The following is a 19,877-nucleotide window of genomic DNA, read 5'->3' as shown; positions in this document are numbered from 1 at the left end:
ATAAATACGGTTTAATTAAAAGCTGTATTTTTAGTTTTTTTAAATATAAAATATGTTAGAACTAGCAGGGATAATTATACTTGGAATTTTAGCTCAATGGGTAGCTTGGAGGTTTAAAATTCCAGCAATTTTACCTTTAATTTTAATAGGATTGCTTGTTGGACCTATTGCAGCAGAATTTTTTAATGATGATGGAAGTAAATGGATAGAACCTATTTGGGATGGTGAAAAAGGGTTATTCCCCGGCGAAGGACTGTACTATTTTGTGTCATTATCAATTAGTATTATTCTTTTTGAAGGAGGTTTGACCTTACGACGCGGAGAAATAAAAAATATAGGTCCTGTTATCACCAAATTAATCACATTAGGATCTGCAGTTACCTTTTTTGGAGGAGCTATAATTGCTCATTATGTATTTGGATTAAGTTGGGAGTTGTCATTCTTATTTTCTGGATTAATAATTGTTACTGGACCTACAGTAATAACACCAATTCTTAGAAACATACCGCTTAAAAAAGATGTCTCAGCAGTTTTAAAATGGGAAGGAATACTAATAGACCCTATTGGAGCATTAGTAGCTGTACTTGTTTTTGAATTTATAAGTGTAGGTGGAGGTGCTGGATTTACTGGAACAGCCTTATTAGAATTCTTAAAAATTATCCTTTTTGGAACCACTTTCGGTTTCACTTTTGCCCATGCTTTAATCTTTGTAATTAATAAAAAATGGGTGCCACATTATTTATTAAATGTAGTTTCCTTATCCACTGTTTTATTAGTATTTGTAGAATCTGAATTATTTGCTCATGAATCAGGATTATTAGCTGTTGTGGTTATGGGAATGGTACTTGGTAATAGTAAATTAAAGAACTTAAAAGAGATACTGTACTTTAAAGAATCATTAAGTGTCTTGTTAATCTCTATTCTATTTATTTTATTATCAGCAAATATTGATTATAAAGAGCTAACACTATTATATGAGTGGAAAACATTGCTTCTATTTGCTTTAATTGTGTTTGTGATACGTCCGTTAGCAGTATTTTTAAGTACCTCAAAATCTAATTTAAAAACTAACGAAAAACTATTTATTAGTTGGGTAGGGCCAAGAGGTATTGTTGCAGCAGGTATTGCTTCGTTATTTGGAAGCAAGCTGTTAAAGCAAGGAATTGAAGGAGCAGAATATATTACACCTTTAGTATTTATGGTGGTGTTAGGAACTGTTTTGTTAAACGCTACTACAGCAAGGTTATTTGCTAAATTAGTTGGTGTATTTTTAAAACGTTCAAATGCAATAATGATTGTTGGAGCTTCAGATTTAGCTAGAATGATTGCTAAGTATTTAAAACAAAACCAAAGAAGAGTGGTGTTGATTGATTCTAATATTGAAAATGTTGAAAAGGCCAAAGAAGAAGGATTAGAATCAATTGAAGTAAATATTTATGATGATCAACTTACAGACAATATTGAACTTAATGATGTAGGATATTTAATAGCAATGACAGGAAGTGATTCAATTAACAAATTTGTAATTTCTAATTTCTCCTCTATTTTTGGAGAGCAAGGAGCTTATCGTTTAGCAACTTCACAGGAAGTTATTACAAAAGATTACGAAGACGAAGATCATTTATTTACAATAGAAGATGATTATATTAATTTAATGGAAGCTGTAAGAGAATTCCCTGAAATTCACGAAACAGTAGTTAATTCTATTGATGATTATAAGAAGAAAATTGAAGAAATTAACAGAGATCAAAAATCGATTCCAATTTTCGTTAAGAGTCAAAAGAATGAAATTCTATTAATCTCAGAATTTGAGAAAAAAGTAAAGAAAATAGAAGATTGGAAGTTAGTTTACGTAGGTAAGAATTTAAACATCTAAGCCAAAAGTACTCTTTAATTTTTCAATTAATGGATTTTTTTCTTTTAGTTTGTCGTACTTCTCTTGAGGAGTATAGGCAAACTTTTTTTCTACAGTTTCATTAACAATAACATTAATTTGGATACCGTAGTTATTTAATTTTTCTCGTAAAAAACGTAATAATTTAGGTTTTCCTTTTTCAAGTTGCGACTTCATTAAGTGATTAGGTAACGAAAAAATAATCGTTAAATCTTCTTGTAACTTGGGCTCACCAGAAGCTAAAATAGCAGCGATACTTCGTTCTCCAAAACCTTGTAATTGGAAATAATATTTTTTCCAAGCATCTTTTAACTCATCTTGAGTAAAAGGAGTTCTTGGATGATTATCGAAGTTTTCCTCTGTATCAATAGTACTTTTTACTTCTTTCTTTTGCTGTAAGCTTTTTAAAGATAAAGCAGAAGTACGTCGTTTAATGTTCTTTAAAACTGGTTTAGTGGGAGTTTTTTCTTTTGTTTCAGTACTAGTTACTTGTACTGATTCCATTTTTTTAGGAGTTTTTGTAACAATAGGCTTTACCTCAGTTTTTTTGACAGAAGGAGATAAAGCGGTAAAAAAAGTAGCAGGAATTATGTAGTTGCTAGATTTTTTTTTTGCTCCATCAAAAGTGATAGAGGCAATTTGCATTAAAGTAAGTTCTACCAATAAGCGTTGGTTTTTACTTCCTCGATATTTCAAGTCGCAATCATTAGCCTTGTCTATAGCAGGGAGTAAAAATTGCATACTGGCTTTAGAAGCTTGCTCTAAATATTTTTTCTTAGTATTATCACCAACTTCTAATAAAGCTATGGTAGCTTGGTCTTTTGCAACTAACAAATCTCTAAAGTGAGAAGCCAAACCGTTTATAAAATGATGTCCCTCAAAACCTTTTCCCAATACATCGTTAAATGCCATTAAGACTTCTGGAATTTTATTCTGAAGTAATAAATCGGTAATGTTAAAATACACATCGTAGTCTAACACATTTAAGTTTTGAGTAACAGCTTCGCGAGTTAAATTGTTTCCAGAGAAGCTTACAACTCTATCAAAAATAGAAAGGGCGTCACGCATTGCACCGTCAGCTTTTTGAGCAATTACATGTAATGCATCATCTTCAGCAGTAATGTTTTCTTTAGCACAAATTGTTTTTAAATACTCTTTAGCATCTAAAACACCAATGCGTTTAAAATCAAAAATTTGACAACGAGATAATATCGTTGGTATAATTTTATGTTTTTCAGTAGTTGCTAAAATAAAAATAGCATGTGCAGGCGGTTCTTCTAACGTTTTTAAAAAAGCATTAAAAGCGGCTTGAGAAAGCATGTGAACCTCATCAATAATATAAACCTTGTACTTTCCTGTTTGAGGCGGAATACGAACTTGATCTGTTAAATTACGAATATCATCAACCGAGTTGTTAGAAGCCGCATCTAATTCAAAAATATTAAAAGCAAAATCTTCATCATCAGTAGTTGCATCTTCTTGGTTAATACGTTTAGCCAAGATACGAGCACACGATGTTTTACCAACTCCACGAGGTCCTGTAAACAATAAAGCTTGAGCTAAATGGTTGTTTTGTATAGCATTTTCTAACGTATTGGTAATAGCTTGTTGCCCTACCACATCTTCAAAATTTTGAGGACGATATTTACGTGCCGATACTATAAAATGTTCCATTAAAATCTACTGTTTACTTGAACAAAAATAGAAAACACAGTGGCAACACGCAAACAAAATTCTTAAGGAAATATTAAAGTTGTAAACAATTGTAAAAATTGTATTCTTTGTACGACCAACTAACATATAAATAATAGGAATTATATGAAGATATTTAAGGAAGTAACAGTATTTACTGTTGTTGTTTTAGCGGTAACGTTATTAAGTTTTTCACAAAAAAAAGAAGAAAAACTAAAAGAGGTGTCAGTAGAAACAAGCTCAGAAACACAAGTAGCTTACTTTGCAAGTGGTTGTTTTTGGTGTGTAGAAGCAATTTTTGAAAGTGTAAATGGAGTAGAAGAAGCTGTATCAGGATATGCAGGAGGACATACTAAAAATCCAACCTATAAAACAATAGGAACAGGTAGAACAGGACATGCTGAATCTGTAGCTGTATATTATAATCCGAAAAAAGTTAGTTTTCAAACATTAGTAACGGTGTTTTTTGGTTCACACGATCCAACCACTAAAAACGGGCAACATCCTGATTATGGTTCACAATACCGATCAATAGCTTTTTACAAAACAGAAGAGGAAAAGCAGCTAATAGAAAATACTATTGAAAGGTTAAATAAAGATGTTTATCAAGGGAAAATAGTTACGGAGGTTAAAAAGATGGAGAAGTTTTACCCTGCGGAAGAGTATCATCAAAACTATGAACGATTGCACCCAGAGAATCCGTATGTGCAAAAAGTATCAATTCCTCGACTAAACCGATTTAAACGTAAGTTTCCGGAATTGCTTAAAAAAGAAAAGCATTAAAAACTTTATTAAGTTAAAGTTTGTTTATATAAAAGCTCCCCAGCAACAGCGTTACTGGGGAGTTATTTTTTATAGAGTAAAGGTTATTTCTATAAAAATATTTTTAGGAGTAAATTTTCTGGTAAATGTAACTGGGTTGTGTAGAACATATAGAATCGGTAGTAGTATATTCCAATACAGAAAAAGTAGTTTTCAATTTCTCAACTAAACTGGTTCAAACGCAAATATCCAAGTTTGCTAAAAAAGAAAAGTATTAAAAACTTTATCAAGTAAAAGTTGGTTTAAATATAAAGCCTCTTAGCAGCATAGTTACTAAGAGGCTTTTATAATATGGATTGTTATAATTATTGTATTTCTACTTTAAAAGAAACTTGTACATCTGTTTCTCCACCAGCGTTGGTAATATCTCCTTCTTTTACTCCAGAAGCTCCTTTATTTGGCTCGTGTCTTAAGATAAAAACATAATTTCCACTTCCAGCTGCACCAGTTGCAACCGTAAAATTAATACCTACAGGATTTCCATTGGCATCATTATCACCAGCATAAGAGAAAGTACTAGCAATACCACCTGTTACATTATAAAAGAACTGGTGTTCGTCTGCTTCTTCAGCAACTTCTTTAGTAATGTTTTCAGCTGGATCTTCTAATTCATTTAACAAGGTAATTTCTCCATTATATGTTGTGTTTGCACTTAAAGTACCTTCTGTAACCTCTGGAGCCTTAGGGCCATCACCATCTAAATCTCTACTTTGTAATGTAACGGTATCACCACCTCCTTGTGGAGTTAATTTAACAGTTACTGTAGTAATAACTTCTTCTTCGTTAACTGGTACTGGGTTATCATCACTAGAACAAGAAGTAATTGCTAATGCAGAAATAAATAATATGGCTAATAATTTAATATTTTTCATTTTTAAATGTTTTTTAATAATTAATTTTTAGTTGAACTTTAAAATTTCTTCCTAAGTCGTCAGCAAAATATCGTAATCTATTTAAATAATTTCGATAAGATTTGTTTAAAATATTGTCTACATATAAATTAATGTTAACTTTTGTTTTATTTAATTTAAAATCAAACCCTGAAGAAAAGTTTAATAAATGATATGCTGCTGGAGGTGTGCTAATATCAACAAGTACATTTTGATTTAATGTAGGAATAAAGGCATTAAAGTTATTATTAGGATACTTGTTTTGTTTTGCGTTGTATTCGCTTTCGATAGAAGCATAAAAATTTTGCCAGTTTTCTTTTTTAAAAGCTAGCGAAGTTACTGTTTTAAAAGGAGGAATGTCTATTAACGGTCTGTCGTTAGATACATCAGTACCTCTTAAAAATGAACTTTTGTTTGTTAACACAAAATTATTATTAATGTTGTATTGAGTGCTGGCATCAATACCAAATAACTGTGCGTTAACTTGTTTATAAGACCAAACAGGAAAAGTACCTCTATTAGTAGTTTCTTGCCCACTTGGTTCTATGTAAATAAAATCTTTAATATGATTGTAAAAAGCTTCTAAATTTAGGTTAACCTTTTTATTAGTGTACTTGTAAGAGGCAGATAACCTATTAGAAGTTTCTGTTTTAATGCGTAAATCTCCTAATTCTATTCTAGCAGCAGAGTGGTGTAATCCATCGCTAAATAGTTCTGATGGATTTGGAGCTCTGTTTGCTAAACCATAGTTAAATATAAAAGAATTACGATCATTTGCATTATAGGTAATACCTGCAGAAGCTGATATATTATGATAAGTAAATGTTGGATTTGTTAGTAGTTGAGAACCAGATACATTTGGGTTGATTACTATATTACCAAAATCATTTTGATAATTTAAATTATCCCATCTAGATTGTTGATAGAATTTTTTAGCATCAATATGGTTAAAATCATATCTAACACCTGTTGTTATATACAGTTTGTCAAACGTTAAATTAGAAATAACATAGGCTCCAAAAGCATATTTATCATAATCTGGTATTAATCGTCTAACTTTAGTTATTGGATCTGAAAAATTTGATTGATACAAACCACTTATACCAAATTTATAAATTTGGTCTGTATTTGAATCTAAATACAAATCAGATTTAAAACTATGAGTTTTAAGTTTTAAGTCTACTGCTTGTAAGTTTTTTCTATCACCAATTCGTTTATCAAATTCTAATCTATGATTCACTTGATAATCATATTGCAACGATAGCTTACCAAAAGCTTTAAAACGTTTATAAAATTTAGTTTTAAAAATTTGATGAGTTACTTCTTGTCTTGGATTATTAATAGTATAGCTAAAATCATCAATAATAAGTGGTTGTCTACTATTTATTGCATTTACTAAATCGGTAATATTACCAAAATGAGAAGCACTTAAGATACCAACTTGATTATCTAAGTAACTATAAAATAAATCAAAACCTTTTTCAAATTTATGAAAACCAGTATTAACAGTTAATGCTTTTGAGTTAATACCTGTATTAGTAAGTTTATAGTTTGCAGCATCAAAATCACCCGATCTTTTATATGATGCTTGTCCGTTTACATACCAACCTGTTTCGTAGTTTTTATTTACATTGGTTGCTACCGAAAACAAACGACCATTGGTTTGTTGTGATACAATTGTTTTTCCAAATAAAGTGTCTTTAAGAATATTATTTTTTGGATTAAGTATAACTACACCACCAATAGCGTCACCTCCGTATTGTAAAGCATTTGCTCCTTTAATTACAGAAATTGAGTTAGCAGCATTAATATCAATATTCGGAGCATGCTCTACACCCCATTCTTGATCTTGTAATCTAACATCGTTAAAAGACACCAAAACTCTACTACCATGTAATCCATTAATTACAGGTTTAACTATGCTATTCCCTGTATTAATAGATGAGACACCAGAAATATTTTTAAGGGCATCTCCTAAAGTAGCGTCACTATTTTTTTCTAAAACATTTGATTTTAACACTGTTTCTTGTGCTGTTTTAGTTTTTAAGCCCGTAATACCTTTTATATTTACTTCATTTAGTTCTTCTTCATGATGTTCTAAATCAATAACTAAATAAGTGTTTTTAGAAATGTTACGTTCAATAGTTTGTGACTCACAAGCTACATGTGATACTTCAACTATAATTTTACCAGAACATACATTTTTAATTGTAAACTTTCCTTCAATATTAGTAACAGCATATTTATTTTGATTTTTAATGTATACCGTAGCTCCTACAATAGGAGATTTATCGTGAAAGTCTTCAACTAAACCAGAAAATGTATATTCACATTTTTGACCATATGCTGTTGAAAAAAATACAAGCATAAGCATCAAAATGATACAATTTGATTTCATGTAAAGATTTTATATTATTATTTAAGTTTTAATTTTTATAAAACTTAAAAAGGAGGTGCTCTAGAGAGTTTTTTTATAATATAGAAAGAAGATGTAATTTCACCTAGAAAAGATGTTAATTTAAAAAAAGTTCTAGGAATTACATCAAAAATAGGAAGTATTTCTTCAGAAAATACTTGAAACTGATAATGAAGAGTAGAACAATCTATTTCTCCTTTATGAAAATGTTTATCATTTTTAGATATACATATAGTATGTTCGTGTTTTTCAAAAGCATGAACTAATTGTATAACTGAAGGTATAAGTAATACAATTATACTTAGGGAAACTATATGTTTTTTAAATATTAACATTAGTGCAAATGTATAAAAAACCCTGTTTGTTTTTGTACAAACAGGGTTTTTAACTTTTTTTTATTTTTTTGAGTTACCTCGCATTTTCATATTAAGCATTTCAACTAATAAAGAAAATGTTATTGCAAAATATAAATATCCTTTTGGAATTGCACCTACAGATTGCCCAAAAACAATCATGTTAGATAAGTGTGCTCCTTCAGTGATTAACATAAACCCAATTAAAATTAAAAAAGACAAGGCTAGCATTTGAATAGTAGGGTGCTTGTTTACAAAATTACTTATAGGAGTAGCGAATATTAGCATGATTAATATTGAGACAATTACGGCAATAATCATAATTATTAGCGCTCCTTGAATACCGTTGGTCATACCCACAGCAGTTAAAACTGAGTCAAAAGAAAAAACAATATCAATTAGCACTATTTGAGTAATAACATTTAGTAATGTTTTCTTCTTTTTAGAGGTGTTTGTAGCATCTTCATCTCCTTTTCCTTCCACTTTATGGTGAATCTCGCTAGTACTTTTGTATAAGAGAAATACACCTCCTGCAAATAAAATTAAACTTTGCCCTGTAACACCTACCTTTAACCAAGATAAGTCAATATTCCAAATAGGGTCTTTCATACTTATTAAATAAGAAACTCCTAATAAAAGAAGAATTCTAAAAATCATCGCTAAAAGGAGGCCTATTCTAGCAGCTTTTTTTTGTTGATTTTCAGGGAGTTTGTTGGAGGCGATAGAGATAAATATAATGTTATCAATCCCTAGTACTACTTCTAAAAAAGTAAGAGTTAGTAAAGCTATCCAAGTATCTGCTTGTAAGAAAATTTCCATAGTTTATTGCACTTTATATACAGTTCCTTTTTGTTTAAAGTTAGAGTAGCCAATACGAGCTGTAAAATTATAAGAGCTATCGGTTACTTTAGTTATTTGAACAAATATAGGATCTTTATCTAAATCAGTTTTAGGATTTTTCATTCGCAAAGTGTATGCAAAATTATTTTTCCATTTGATGTAGAGTGTATCTATGTGTTTTATCTCCTTTTCGGTAACCAAACTATCTGTAGAAATACTTACTTTTTTGGTGTACTCTTCAATTTGCAAACTATCTTTTCTTACAATAGTTGTTTTTCCATAATTGTCACCAGCAGGAATTTCAAAGGTTCCATGAACAAAACGTGTTGGATCTCCTTTTTTGTCTGGAGTACACGAAATAGCTAAGACTAAAACTAAAAAAGTAAGTAAATATCTCATTATATACCTGTGTAATTAGATGGTGTAATTTGTTTTAATTCATTCTTAATCGCATCAGAAACCTCTAAAGTATCAATGAAGTTAGCGATAGAATCTTTGTTTATTTTTTCGTTCGTACGCGTTAATCCTTTTAAAGCTTCGTATGGATTAGGATAGGCTTCACGACGTAAAATAGTTTGAATAGCCTCAGCAACTACTGCCCAGTTATTTTCTAAATCTTCTGCAAACTTAGCCTCGTTTAATAATAACTTGTTCAATCCTTTTAACGTAGAAGCAAAACCGATTAACGTATGCCCAAAAGGAACTCCAACGTTACGTAATACTGTACTATCCGTTAAATCACGTTGTAATCTTGAAACAGGTAACTTAGCAGATAAATGCTCAAAAATAGCGTTTGCAATTCCTAAATTTCCTTCTGAGTTTTCAAAATCAATCGGATTTACTTTATGTGGCATTGCAGAAGAACCTACTTCACCTTTTTTAATCTTTTGTTTAAAGTAGTCGTTAGAAACGTAGGTCCAAACATCTCGATCTAAATCAATTAAAATCGTATTTACACGTTTCAATCCGTCGTATAAAGCTGCCATGTGGTCGTAGTGCTCAATTTGCGTAGTAGGGAAGGAATGGTGTAAACCTAAAATCTCCTCAACGAAATGAGTTCCGAAGTTTTTCCAATCAATATTTGGATACGCTACTTTGTGTGCATTGTAATTACCTGTAGCTCCACCAAACTTTGCAGCATGTGGTGTATGTTGTATGTGAATAACTTGATTGTTAATACGCTCTACAAATACAAAAAACTCTTTTCCTAAACGAGTAGGAGAGGCTGGTTGCCCGTGAGTTCTTGCTAACATTGGTACATTTTCCCATTCTTCAGATAAATCAGCTAATTTGCAAACTAAGGTATCTAAAGTTGGATAGTATACTTCATCCATTGCATCTTTAATAGATAAAGGAATAGCGGTATTGTTAATATCTTGAGACGTTAATCCGAAGTGGATAAACTCCTTATACTTATTCAAGCTTAGCTTGTCAAACTTTTCTTTAATAAAGTACTCAACAGCTTTTACATCGTGATTGGTAACGCTTTCAATTTCTTTGATTTTTTGCGCGTCTTCTGCAGAAAAATCTTCATAGATCTTACGCAAATCAGCGTATAAATCTTTGTTTAAATCGGCTAACTGAGGTAATGGAATTTCACATAAAGCAATGAAATATTCAATTTCTACCTTTACACGATATTTTATTAAAGCTTCTTCTGAAAAATAGTTCGCTAAGCTTGCTACTTTGTTACGGTATCTGCCATCAATAGGAGAGATGGCGTTTAATTCTGTTAAGTTCATGTTTTGTTGTTGTGTTGAAAGGCACAAAAATAGAAAATACTTCCCTTTTTTTTAGAGTTTAATTAAAGGAATTTTAGTACTTAAAGTTGAGTTTCTTTTATTGCTTGGGCTTTAAAACTTTTGGAATCAAATTTATTGTCTTTCATATCCATAAATCTATTGTTTTTTATAATTAACAACACACTTTATTGAATAGTTTCTAAAGAGCGTAGAGAGCTCTATGATAGAATAGTAGCTATAGGTAAGGGTAAAAAACTAGCTTTAATAGCGGTGTGTAATAAGTTAACTTGTTTTTTACCTCAGTTCTTTGTTGTAAAACGTTTAGTTAGTAATCAGATTATAAGTTGGAAGTGAAATGTTTTTTACAAAGATTAATCCATCGTACATTTCTGAAAACTTTTTTTTGTATAAATTATTTTTTTTAGGTTTGAAACCTCCACCGCCTACATCTATTTGTTTGCTTTTCTTTTTGAAGAAATTAGATGAATTACCATCTAAAGCTATTGACATATCAATAAAGTAAATTTCGTCCTTTGCCAAATTAAGTGTCTCAGCATAAGTTTTAGCAAAAGGTTCTTTTATTTCAACTTTTTTCCAACTGAGTTTTTCATCTTTACTAGAAAAATAACCAGCTTGTGTACCTGTACCAAAGTCAAACCCTACACTATAATAATCGTTTTTATAATATTCTTTTAAATGCCTGCCTAAATTAAAAATATTTCTTCTATTATAATTTCCACCACCCTGTTTATTATTAATATGGCTATTATGAGCCCATATAAAAGCTTTACCGTTATTAGATTTATTTTCTACTATCCATTTAACATTTTCAAACATTTTCAAATCTCTATCTTGACTATGATTATTTTGTACGTAATATGTGTATTTAGTGAGATAATCTAAGACTCTTATTCCAGAAATAACTTCTTCGATATTCTCCTGATTTTTTATTTTGCTCTTAAAACTCAGTAAAAGGCTTTTAATTTTATTTAGTTTTGGTATTTGAATATCCGCCCAATCAGTTGGTTTATTGTACATGATTTTTTTTTCTACACACTTGTCTACCTCTAAAAGAAGTTCTTCACTCACAGGGATTTCAAATTTTTTGAACAAAGCTCGTATTTCTCTGTTTACATTTTTTACATTTTGAATATCCATACCATAAAAACGAATTTGCTCTTCTTGCGGTTTATTAAGGTTATAATTTCTCATCCATTCTAATAAATCGACCACTTCTTGACAATACCAAAATCCAACACTAAAATTTTTCGCAATAGTTTCTGCGTTTCCTTTTCCTCCGCTTATCCATTCGTTGATTCCTGCTTCTGAGGTATATGAATCTTCCATAATAAACACATTTACATCTTGGTTTTTAACCAAATATTTGAAGAATTTTGCCTTTATATTGAAAAATTCTTTTCCTTGATGAGTAGCTTCTCCAAAGCCGAATAATTTGGCATTTGCAAATTTTTTCGGAATGCTATTGTTGAATATCGTAATGTTAGTATCAGGATTTGCATCTTCAATTTTAATTGCATTTTCATTAATCCAGTTTACCACTTTATGATTTTGAGAGTATGAGTGAAATAATATAAAAAATGTAATGACAGAAATATAAGGTCTTAAATACATAGTTTTTTTAACGTTTTATTGTTTACATAAACATAAAATACATCGTTATACAACTAAAAAGGAGGCATAAGAGTACTTTACTGTTCTTTATTTTTATTTCTAAGCTTTCTTGTTTAGGAAATGAAAAAGGAAGTTTTTAGCAATTTTTACTTTCTTTATTAAGCGTTAGCAAGATAAAACAAAATAAAAAAACGTACAAAAATGTACGGTTAAAAAGATGTTTCAATTTTAATAGTTGAGCTATGAACCTGCAATAATTGTGGCTATATACAATTGTTCGTATTCTTTTATTCCATTAAGAACTTCAATTCTTTACAAGTTTTACTCGGTACAAATTCAGTCAGTTCATAATCTGCTAATTCATTTTTCTTGAAAGGGTCTTTTTCTATAATCTTTTCCAATTCAGATCTAGATTTGACATTCGATAATATTACTCCACCTGTTCTTGGTATTTTTCGTCCAGAAGCTAGAAAATTCCCTAATTCATATTGCTCATTTAGAAATTCAATATGCTCGTCAAGAAAGTGGTCAATTTTTTTTAGTTCTGTTTTATAAGTCAGATTAATAATAAACATTTAAAGTTTTTTATTCAGTTATAGTTTTTTACGTTTGTTTGGGTATGAATCATAGTGGTTTTGGCTTATAAATAGTTACTAGGATTAATACCTATAAAAAAATCAATATCATTGAATGGTCTATTCTAAATTATGCTAAAAGTCTAATAACTTACAGACTACAATTATTGACATTAAAATACTTTCTTGTGTTTAAATTTGTAAAACCAGGTCCTGTATGCCCATAATGAGAAGGGTTGTGAGAGTATGCAACGTTACGATTTACAATCAATTCATAGGCAGGGAAACTGTCGTGAAAACCTTTTACGCTTATACTAAGCGATTTATTTGCTAAATTTTTATAGAATATAAATTCTAACTCAAAATCAATATTTGGAGACCAAGGTTCAGCATAAGGATAGCCAGCAGAAGCTGATACCTTTATGGTAGTGGTATCATTTTTTAAAACTGTTCCTGATTCATGAAAATACATGCCTGATAACGAATTTTGTATATCTATATTTAAAGGGAGTTCATCAGAACGATCATGAGAAATAGTATCACTACAAACACCTACATAATGATGTCCAGTTTCAATAAATACACTTCCTGTATCTACCAATTCAGGAACTTTTTTTATATAGGCACATACTTGGTGACTTAAACCCGAATGTTGACTATTCAGTCCTCCATATTTAAATTTATGTTTGTCGTGTTTAATAATTCCATCCATTCTAGTCATATTGCCAATTTTAGCAGGATTTATTTCCATTTGTATTGCTAAACGTGTTGAATGTTCGCTATGATGGTGGTGCATTTCTACCTTATCGGTTGCAAAATATTTATGGCTAAAACTATTTCCTGGTTCTGGAAGCCAAGTAAAACCTTTGGCATCTATATTTCTAATTTTTCTAATAAACTCTTCTTTATTGGTTAAAGAGTTAAAATGTTCTGAGTTTTGAAAATAACTTAATAACGGTTTTCCTAATGACTTAGGGATAAATGCTTGAAATTTTATTGATATAGGGTTCATATTTATTGATTTGTATTTCTTCTAGGGGTACTTTAACTTATGAAGATGGAATGTTTTTTTATTAGCTAACAACTGTGGAAACTGTCATATGAAATTAATTGTAAATGTTATATAAACTGCTACTATTCTTAAAGGTTTGTTTTAACCTATGTGGAAGTTCATCTATATAATAATTTGATTTTTTTTGTTTAGCTTTTCTCCATTTTTCTTTTTCCTTTTCATTCATAAAGTAATAATGGTAGTTTTCTTTTTTTGTGATAACAAATATTACTATTGGTTTATATGTAAATCTATATTCTATAAAGTAAATACTTGGTTTATTTTCATCTTTATTTTCATAAGTGAAACTTACTCCATTAGCATCTTTGATTATTTCATTATTTAAATCATCTTCATAATAAATTTTTAATCCTTTGGGAGAACTATGTTGATGTGCACCAAGAAAAGGTACAGCATTGTTATGATATGTAAATTGCGATTTAGCCATACCGGTGCTATCTACTTTAATTAGTCGAGAAGCACCTATGCCTAAAAAACCACCAGTCCACTTTTTTGGTTGCCCGTCAGGTTTATTATATTGTATAGCTACAATACCTTCATAGTTTTTAGGTAAAACAATAGCTTGGTTGTAAGGTCTCCATACATACCAGCTAAAAACAATAACATATATAAAAGGAAAAAGGATTAAAAAAGCATCCCATAAAATGAGTTGCTGTTTTGTTAAATTATTTTTTATCTCTTCCTTTTTAAAACCAAACCGTAAGCCTAGATAGACTAGTAGAAGTAATAACCCTAATATTGAAATGAACCATAGTTTAAAAAAGAAAAAACTAGTAGCTAGTAAAGCTCCAAAAATGATATAATATATCGCTGTATTTCTTAATCTTTTCATTTTGTTTAGCTGTCTAATGACTAAAGTTAAATGAGAATAAAACTGTTAGCAGAATTCTATTTTTGATAGATAAAATGAAAGTTGTAGCAATTTTATTCTTCTTATTCAATGGTAGCCAAGATAAAACAAAATAAAAAACCACGCAAAAATGTACGATTTAAAGTAGTTTTTTTATTTTTCACAAGTGAGCTATGAACCAAATAGAATGCGAAGTAAGTTATGCGTTGTTTAATTGTTGATATGAGATAATTAAAAAAAGAAATAATAACTTTAAGAAACGGAACTAGTACTTTTCACAGTAGCTAATATTATGTATCTTATTTTTTTAATATTTTGATTTAAATCTGTTTGAGAAACTACCCGAATTACTGTCTCCTAGATAGTTTATTTGGACACTGTATGATTTTCCTTTTTCTAACTTTACTGTCTTTATCATGAATGAGTTTATTCCTTTTTTAGACTTAGATTTTAAAGAACCGATTACTTCATTATTTTTATAGTCTTTGATTTCAATCTCAATATCGAGTTTGTCTAAAAAGTAGATTTCTAATGCAACTTTCTTGTCCGAAATACTGTAAATGTCTCTAATGTTATTTTTGTCTGTTATATAAGTTCTTTCTCGTTTTGTTCCTTTTTTAATTCCCTTAATTTTTGAATAGGTGATTATTCCTTGTACGTTACCAAACTCCACAAATGAGATTGGGAAAAAAGGAAGAATAAAATATCGATAAGGGCTAGGTCTGGCTTGAACAATTTTTTCATAGGTAAATCCACTTATTGTGTCCTTACTTACACCTTGAAGAAAAAATCCTTTTTGTCCATTTTGCTCAATAAGTTTGAGCTCTGTTGAGTATTCTTTAAATTGGACGAACTGATTACCGTAATAGTAACCACTGTCGGTAACTTGTATTAAAAATTCTTCTGGACCATCTTTTGAACCACTAAGATAATTGTAGCCTTCAATTTCCATTCTTAAAAACTTATTCCCATCAATTATTGTATCTCCAATGTGTTTAACATTTTTAAACTGCTTGTCTTGGTATTCAGCTATACCTGTTGAGTCATTATACCATTTTCTACGATAAAATAATTGTATTTCGTCTCCTGATTGTATGTCAAATCGGTTATTCGCCTTAAAGTTATTTTTTATACCTTTTGATATATCATTGTAGTTATCTCCGAAAAGCTGTTTTGTATAAAACTGTCCATTACTCGAAACTGCTAATGTTTTCAAGTCAGGAATAATTACAGCATAAATATCTGAATTGTTAGTTCTATAATATTTTCTTGGTGTTTTTTCAGTCGCTATGAGACTGTCTCTAGGGTAACTACTTCTTGTGTCAATATATTCAAGTGAGGTTTTTACTTGTTCTCCAAAAAGTGTGGCTGTTTGTTCTTTCGTTTCATTGTAGTCAATATTATGAACTGTTTTAAGATTTCTATTGAGAAGTTTATAATTACCATTTTCAAAGGACTCGAAATAAATTTCGGTTTTTTCAATGTTGGGATAGTTAACAAAATCTTCCGTTTTGAATTTTATGAAATGTCTGTTTTCTATCAATGTGTCTTTTAAGTCTGTTCTTACTTGAAGTCCGATAAAATCACTCTTTTGGTTAAAGTATGTTGCTTGAACATAGATTTTCGATTCAGCCATTTCTTTTCGGCTTGTCTGTCCAAGGCTGAATTGAGTTAGAAAAAGTAAAGTAAGAAATATTATTATTCTCATTATTTATGATTAATGTTGTAAAGCATTATTTATTTGATTTTTAAATTCATTTTTCTTATCAACGTGCAATGCTAAATTCTTGTACTTACGTTTAATTCCATACAGTCCAGTCAATTCGTTTTCTTCTTTTAATCTGATAATTACATTATGACTTTCCAATTCACCTAAAAACGATAATTTTCGTGTTTCTTTGTTTAATTCTATATCCTTTGACGAAATCTCGACACTCTCGATATCTTTTAAATCAATAGTCGTTTCGTTCATAATTCCATATCGAAGAAATAGTTTTTCATTTTTGATTGATATAGGTCTTTTGTATATAGATTTTAGAAATCCAAGAAGTTGAATTCCAGAATAAATGCTTAAAAAAGTTAAACCCCAGGCAACTGTAACATTCCACTTCTGAAGAAGAACATGTAAAACAATAGTTTCTATAACAATAATAAAAATTATGACAATTAACAGAGCAACTGTCCCACTATCTTTATGATAAGTGAACTCATCTTCATTCAGCTTTCTTTTTTTCCAATTAATAAAACCATAGTAAAAAACAGCAATTTCGGTTACAACAGGAATAACTAATCTTTTTGGAAGTATTTCATAGCAAGTATTTTTTAAAGCTGTGAAAAAGTCAACATCTTCATGTTTATTTAGCCTATACCGCTTTATAGCTTTGCTTACATTGTACATTACATAAGATACTATTGAAAGTTCAACTATAGGAAACACCCAAGTCTTAAAAAGATTAAGATAATGTTGATTTTGTGAAGGAAGTATTACAGAACAAACTACCATTCCAATAATCAAAAAAGGGACGACTGTAGTCTTTGGGATATTTGTTTTCCTGATTAGTAAAAAGTAGATTAAAGGAACTGTCAATAATAAATCAAATGTAATTCCAGTTGATAGACTCATTGGATGTTTGTCAAAAACTGATGATTTTGAAACCATAATCATCAATCCTATAATCAACATAGGGAAACCAAAGATTATTAGTTTTTTCTGAAGACTTAATGTTTTGTTCATTAGTTCTTTTTTATGCCTTACGGCTTGTTTATATAGACAATTTTGTAGGTGTTGGGGTACTTTACTGTTCTTTTTGTTTAAGCTTAGCCAATATAAAACAAAATAAAAAACCGTACAAAAATGTACGGTTTAAAGTAGTTTGTTTTTTTAGTCCTTATAAGTAAGTTATGAATCCGCCGTAATTACAGTTATATATCGTTGTAAATAGTTTTACTTAACTTTCACACATATAATATTACTTTCAATATCTACTGTATGTAGTGTGTTGTATAACTCAATAATTTTATTCTTCTCTTCTATGCTATAACCAGCATAATTATTTAATATAAAATCACTGTTCGCATCATATTTAGTTTTGTTTCCGTACATTTTAATTTTTACACAGGCAGTATCTGAATTTTGAGAATTTTCACCACAATAATTTAAGTGTTCATTAGAAAAATCAAAAGACTTTTCACTGTTTGCTTCAATGGTTATAAAGTCAGAAATAGAGGCATAATGTTTCGGTGGGTCTTCATCATAAAAACTTACTTCTGAAATACAAGATGTTCCTTCAAACTCATTCTCAATAGAAGCATAATATTTCCCTGGTCGAAAATTAGGGTCAGAAGAAGGTTTAACAATGGTAATTTTAGAATTGCTGTTATTTATAATTTTAACATTTAATGTTAATAGTCCTTTCCTCCAAATATAATTTTCATTTGGCTTTTCTATGATTATAGAAATTTTTTCTTTATCGGTAGAACTACTTGTCTTTTTAATAGATGAACAACTTGTTAATGTTAAAGTTAACGATAATAATATAATTAATTTCTTTCTTGTACCCATTGTTTTAAATTATTTACAACTTGTTTATATAAGCATAAAATACATCGTTATACAACCAAAAGGGAAGTATAAGAGTACTTTACTGTTCTTTTATATTATTGCTAAGCTTACTTGTTTAGGAAAGAAGTCTATAGCAATTTTATTCTTTTTTTTATTAGCGCTAGCCAAGATAAAACAAAATAAAAAACCGTACAAAAATGTACGGTTAAAATGATGTTTTCAATATTGATAAGTAAGCTTACTGTACAAAATTACGTTGACGTTTGGCTTCAAAAGTTAAGATAGCTGCGGCAACCGATACATTCATAGAATCTATTTCCCCTTGCATTGGGATGTTGATATTCTGAGTAGCTTTGTCTCGCCAAACTTGCGTTAATCCTGTAGCTTCGGTACCCACTACTAAAGCAGTAGCCTTAGTATAATCGTTTTTATGGTATTCGTTTGAGTTTTGTAGGGTAGCGCTGTAAATATGAATGTTGTGCTCTTGTAAGTACGCTATAATGTTTTCAGAAGTGCCTGTAGCTATCTGATTGGTAAATACACACCCCACACTAGAACGTATGATATTAGGATTGAATAAATCCGTTTTAGGGTTGGCGATAAAAACAGCATCCACATTAGCAGCATCAGCAGTACGAAGCATAGCACCAATGTTTCCTGGTTTTTCAATACCTTCCATAACTAATACGAGTGGGGTAGTGGTGTTGAATTCAATAGTGTCTAAATCGAAGTTTTTAGCTTTTACTACAGCAATAATACCCTCGGTAGTATCACGATAGGCAAGCTTTTGGTATACATCTTTTGTTATTTCTATACAATTAGCAGCCTTATTTAGAATTTTGTTTACACTTTCTTCGGTAAACATATCAGCAACAAACAGCAGGGTGTCTATTTCATAACCTCCTTTAACAACTAACGAAATTTCGCGTTGTCCTTCTACTAAAAAGAGTCCTTTCTTCTTACGTTCTCTAGATTTCTCTTGAAGCTTTAAAAGCTCTTTTATATAGGCGTTTTGTGTACTACTAATCTGTTTCATCTGCTGTGATATCTAAATACAAAAGTACTATTCTGTTTTATAATAAAATACCATCTTACTAAAAGAATAATTACTAGCTATTGCTGTTGTTAGGCAAACAACAGTACTGTTGCCCAACACCAAACCCTACTGTTGTTTAACACCAGATGCCACTGTTTGAACCTTCAAACAAAACTAAAATATGGGGTGTACTAGTTTGTATTAAGCTTCATACAGTAGTGTATGAGGTCACCCGACACTACTGTATAGTGTTATAATATAGTGGTGTATGAAGTTACCATACAGTAACGTATGCCTATTATCCGTGCATAAAAAAACATCATTCTTTTTACGGAATGATGTTTAATAGTTTATTAAATCGAAGAGATTCCTTCGTCATTATTTCGACTTAAGTTTATCTTGAGCGAAGTCGAAAGGCTCGACAAACTCCTCGGAATGACGTTAAAATTGTTGTCATAGCGAGGAATGATAATGACGTGGCTATCTCTTAGTTTAGAAAGA

At 30.1% G+C, this 19,877-nt stretch carries 17 protein-coding genes; 2 read left to right on the top strand and 15 right to left on the bottom strand.

Features of this window, described 5'->3' with window-relative positions:
* Positions 1 to 52 precede the first annotated feature (52 nt).
* The gene (locus tag MHM83_RS11640; RefSeq protein WP_047790574.1) at positions 53 to 1,876 is read left to right on the top strand and encodes a cation:proton antiporter; all 1,824 of its coding nucleotides are present in this window, start codon (positions 53 to 55) and stop codon (positions 1,874 to 1,876) included.
* Here MHM83_RS11640 and dnaX read toward each other — a convergent pair.
* Positions 1,865 to 3,568 (bottom strand): DNA polymerase III subunit gamma/tau, encoded by a 1,704-nt coding sequence (gene dnaX, locus MHM83_RS11635; RefSeq protein ID WP_239179911.1) that lies wholly within the window; start codon positions 3,566 to 3,568, stop codon positions 1,865 to 1,867. The two genes, MHM83_RS11640 and dnaX, sit on opposite strands and share 12 nt — an antisense overlap.
* A 144-nt stretch (positions 3,569 to 3,712) precedes the next feature.
* Here dnaX and msrA point away from each other — a divergent pair, with 144 nt between their 5' ends.
* Positions 3,713 to 4,369: a peptide-methionine (S)-S-oxide reductase MsrA gene (msrA, locus tag MHM83_RS11630; protein WP_239179909.1), complete on the top strand. Its 657-nt coding sequence runs from the start codon at positions 3,713 to 3,715 to the stop codon at positions 4,367 to 4,369.
* Between the two features lie 344 nt (positions 4,370 to 4,713).
* On the opposite strand, the gene MHM83_RS11625 is transcribed toward msrA, so the two are convergent.
* The 14 genes from MHM83_RS11625 to MHM83_RS11560 all read right to left on the bottom strand — a co-directional run bounded on the left by MHM83_RS11625 (position 4,714) and on the right by MHM83_RS11560 (position 19,376).
* Entirely contained in the window at positions 4,714 to 5,280 is a 567-nt protein-coding gene (locus MHM83_RS11625) for a type 1 periplasmic binding fold superfamily protein (RefSeq protein ID WP_239179906.1), read from the bottom strand.
* 13 nt (positions 5,281 to 5,293) lie between these two features.
* Positions 5,294 to 7,696 (bottom strand): TonB-dependent receptor, encoded by a 2,403-nt coding sequence (locus MHM83_RS11620; protein ID WP_073183525.1) that lies wholly within the window; start codon positions 7,694 to 7,696, stop codon positions 5,294 to 5,296.
* 44 nt (positions 7,697 to 7,740) lie between these two features.
* Positions 7,741 to 8,049: a hypothetical protein gene (locus MHM83_RS11615; RefSeq protein WP_073183522.1), complete on the bottom strand. Its 309-nt coding sequence runs from the start codon at positions 8,047 to 8,049 to the stop codon at positions 7,741 to 7,743.
* Between the two features lie 60 nt (positions 8,050 to 8,109).
* Positions 8,110 to 8,886 (bottom strand): TerC family protein, encoded by a 777-nt coding sequence (locus tag MHM83_RS11610; RefSeq protein WP_047790579.1) that lies wholly within the window; start codon positions 8,884 to 8,886, stop codon positions 8,110 to 8,112.
* 3 nt (positions 8,887 to 8,889) lie between these two features.
* Positions 8,890 to 9,306 carry a hypothetical protein gene (locus MHM83_RS11605; protein WP_159494876.1) on the bottom strand — a complete coding sequence of 139 codons (417 nt, stop codon included), beginning with the start codon at positions 9,304 to 9,306 and terminating at the stop codon, positions 8,890 to 8,892.
* On the bottom strand, positions 9,306 to 10,649 hold the full coding sequence (gene purB / locus MHM83_RS11600) for an adenylosuccinate lyase (RefSeq protein WP_239179904.1): 1,344 nt from the start codon (positions 10,647 to 10,649) through the stop codon (positions 9,306 to 9,308). The genes MHM83_RS11605 and purB overlap by 1 nt, the downstream gene beginning before the upstream one ends.
* Before the next feature lie 321 nt (positions 10,650 to 10,970).
* Entirely contained in the window at positions 10,971 to 12,281 is a 1,311-nt protein-coding gene (locus tag MHM83_RS11595) for an erythromycin esterase family protein (protein ID WP_159616620.1), read from the bottom strand.
* Positions 12,282 to 12,568: 287 nt separating this feature from the next.
* Positions 12,569 to 12,856 carry a YciI family protein gene (locus tag MHM83_RS11590; protein ID WP_159616618.1) on the bottom strand — a complete coding sequence of 96 codons (288 nt, stop codon included), beginning with the start codon at positions 12,854 to 12,856 and terminating at the stop codon, positions 12,569 to 12,571.
* A gap of 151 nt (positions 12,857 to 13,007) precedes the next feature.
* The gene (locus tag MHM83_RS11585; RefSeq protein WP_159616616.1) at positions 13,008 to 13,868 is read right to left on the bottom strand and encodes a hypothetical protein; all 861 of its coding nucleotides are present in this window, start codon (positions 13,866 to 13,868) and stop codon (positions 13,008 to 13,010) included.
* A 94-nt stretch (positions 13,869 to 13,962) separates the two neighbouring features.
* Complete coding sequence (locus MHM83_RS11580) at positions 13,963 to 14,760, bottom strand: hypothetical protein (protein ID WP_239179902.1); 798 nt, start codon at positions 14,758 to 14,760, stop codon at positions 13,963 to 13,965.
* 325 nt (positions 14,761 to 15,085) lie between these two features.
* On the bottom strand, positions 15,086 to 16,414 hold the full coding sequence (locus MHM83_RS11575) for a hypothetical protein (RefSeq protein WP_159616612.1): 1,329 nt from the start codon (positions 16,412 to 16,414) through the stop codon (positions 15,086 to 15,088).
* An 81-nt stretch (positions 16,415 to 16,495) separates the two neighbouring features.
* Positions 16,496 to 17,512 (bottom strand): hypothetical protein, encoded by a 1,017-nt coding sequence (locus tag MHM83_RS11570; protein ID WP_239179900.1) that lies wholly within the window; start codon positions 17,510 to 17,512, stop codon positions 16,496 to 16,498.
* 210 nt (positions 17,513 to 17,722) lie between these two features.
* Entirely contained in the window at positions 17,723 to 18,340 is a 618-nt protein-coding gene (locus MHM83_RS11565) for a hypothetical protein (RefSeq protein ID WP_159616608.1), read from the bottom strand.
* A gap of 238 nt (positions 18,341 to 18,578) precedes the next feature.
* Entirely contained in the window at positions 18,579 to 19,376 is a 798-nt protein-coding gene (locus tag MHM83_RS11560; RefSeq protein ID WP_239179898.1) for a TrmH family RNA methyltransferase, read from the bottom strand.
* Between the last annotated feature and the right edge of the window lie 501 nt (positions 19,377 to 19,877).

The organism is Tenacibaculum sp. Mcav3-52, assembly GCF_022347665.1.
Classification (GTDB): Bacteria; Bacteroidota; Bacteroidia; order Flavobacteriales; family Flavobacteriaceae; genus Polaribacter; species Polaribacter mesophilus.
This window is presented reverse-complemented; position numbering and strand designations above follow the sequence as displayed.

Coding starts and splice junctions, on each gene's coding strand:
- MHM83_RS11625 (WP_239179906.1), bottom strand. CDS start 5,280: ATGAAAAATATTAAATTATTAGCCATATTATTTATTTCTGCATTAGCA.
- MHM83_RS11560 (WP_239179898.1), bottom strand. CDS start 19,376: ATGAAACAGATTAGTAGTACACAAAACGCCTATATAAAAGAGCTTTTA.
- MHM83_RS11640 (WP_047790574.1), top strand. CDS start 53: ATGTTAGAACTAGCAGGGATAATTATACTTGGAATTTTAGCTCAATGG.
- MHM83_RS11565 (WP_159616608.1), bottom strand. CDS start 18,340: ATGGGTACAAGAAAGAAATTAATTATATTATTATCGTTAACTTTAACA.
- MHM83_RS11610 (WP_047790579.1), bottom strand. CDS start 8,886: ATGGAAATTTTCTTACAAGCAGATACTTGGATAGCTTTACTAACTCTT.
- MHM83_RS11595 (WP_159616620.1), bottom strand. CDS start 12,281: ATGTATTTAAGACCTTATATTTCTGTCATTACATTTTTTATATTATTT.
- MHM83_RS11575 (WP_159616612.1), bottom strand. CDS start 16,414: ATGGCTGAATCGAAAATCTATGTTCAAGCAACATACTTTAACCAAAAG.
- MHM83_RS11585 (WP_159616616.1), bottom strand. CDS start 13,868: ATGAACCCTATATCAATAAAATTTCAAGCATTTATCCCTAAGTCATTA.
- MHM83_RS11590 (WP_159616618.1), bottom strand. CDS start 12,856: ATGTTTATTATTAATCTGACTTATAAAACAGAACTAAAAAAAATTGAC.
- MHM83_RS11605 (WP_159494876.1), bottom strand. CDS start 9,306: ATGAGATATTTACTTACTTTTTTAGTTTTAGTCTTAGCTATTTCGTGT.
- dnaX (WP_239179911.1), bottom strand. CDS start 3,568: ATGGAACATTTTATAGTATCGGCACGTAAATATCGTCCTCAAAATTTT.
- msrA (WP_239179909.1), top strand. CDS start 3,713: ATGAAGATATTTAAGGAAGTAACAGTATTTACTGTTGTTGTTTTAGCG.
- MHM83_RS11620 (WP_073183525.1), bottom strand. CDS start 7,696: ATGAAATCAAATTGTATCATTTTGATGCTTATGCTTGTATTTTTTTCA.
- purB (WP_239179904.1), bottom strand. CDS start 10,649: ATGAACTTAACAGAATTAAACGCCATCTCTCCTATTGATGGCAGATAC.
- MHM83_RS11570 (WP_239179900.1), bottom strand. CDS start 17,512: ATGAACAAAACATTAAGTCTTCAGAAAAAACTAATAATCTTTGGTTTC.
- MHM83_RS11615 (WP_073183522.1), bottom strand. CDS start 8,049: ATGTTAATATTTAAAAAACATATAGTTTCCCTAAGTATAATTGTATTA.
- MHM83_RS11580 (WP_239179902.1), bottom strand. CDS start 14,760: ATGAAAAGATTAAGAAATACAGCGATATATTATATCATTTTTGGAGCT.